The following is a 260-nucleotide window of genomic DNA, read 5'->3' as shown; positions in this document are numbered from 1 at the left end:
GTTATATATTTAATCACTTCTTCTTTAGGATATGCACTGAGTGAATAAAAAATCATTGCTAACAAGTACATTAAGGCTACTAGTGTTATAAATATGTATAAAATTATATTGAGTATCAGTGTTTTTACTCTTTCCATCTTTTGTCTTTTATATAAAATATTTTGACTTAGAATTTGAATAAGCTCATATATAATATATATTACTGCAAAAATCCCTACTTCGTAAAAATTCTTGTATAGGTCAATCAAGAAATCCATATT

Annotated in this window: 1 pseudogene; it reads right to left on the bottom strand. The window is 24.2% G+C overall.

What is annotated here, in order from left to right:
* Positions 1–257 (bottom strand): annotated as a pseudogene (locus Q4528_RS14455) (hypothetical protein); the annotation flags it as partial.
* Positions 258–260: the final 3 nt, after the last annotated feature.

The sequence above is a fragment of the Staphylococcus pasteuri genome (assembly GCF_030547725.1).
Classification (GTDB): Bacteria; Bacillota; Bacilli; order Staphylococcales; family Staphylococcaceae; genus Staphylococcus; species Staphylococcus pasteuri.
Note: the sequence above shows the minus strand (reverse complement) of the source record. Positions and strands in the feature narration are given on the sequence as shown.